The following is a 635-nucleotide window of genomic DNA, read 5'->3' on the forward strand; positions in this document are numbered from 1 at the left end:
TTCAAAAGTTTCTAATGTTGTTTTGGTATTGGTTCCAACACAAATTGTCATCGTATAAGTGTTGCTTCCACAATCATTTGAAGCAACCAAAGTAATTGTTTTAGAACCTGTTGTTGTAAAACTTACGGTTGGATTTGCAGCTGTACTTGTAGCAGGAGATCCGTTAGGAAAAGTCCAGGCATACGTCGTTGCTCCTGTAGAAGTATTAGTTAGAGTCATATTTTCTCCAACAGCCAATTCCGTCAATGGTGCTGTAAATCCTGCCGTAACTGGAATTGAAGGGCTTACTGTTACTGCTCCGGTTAACGTTTTAGTATCAGAACCTGCTCCATTTGTAGCTGTTAAACTTGCATCGTAAGTTCCTTCAGTATTATAAGTAACTACTTGAGTCGCCGATGTACTTGTACTTGGTGTTCCTCCTGGAAAAGACCAACTATAAGAAGTTGCATTTGTAGAAGTACTCGTGTATGTTATCGTTTGTCCAGCACATATTGCAGCTGTTGTTGCAGGTGTAAAATTAGCCACAGGAGCTACAACATCAGGCAAACAATCTATAAAATCAAATTTAATTGCGTCAGCAATTACAACTCCCGAAGTTCCTGTAGTACGAATAACAACTTTAGCTGTAGTACCTG

Annotated in this window: 1 protein-coding gene; it reads right to left on the reverse strand. The window is 39.2% G+C overall.

Annotated features, from left to right (window positions below; translation table 11 throughout):
* On the reverse strand, positions 1 to 635 hold a 635-nt coding region (locus GON26_RS21490; protein WP_160376817.1), incomplete at both ends, for a PKD domain-containing protein.

Source organism: Flavobacterium hydrocarbonoxydans (genome assembly GCF_009789235.1).
Classification (GTDB): Bacteria; Bacteroidota; Bacteroidia; order Flavobacteriales; family Flavobacteriaceae; genus Flavobacterium; species Flavobacterium hydrocarbonoxydans.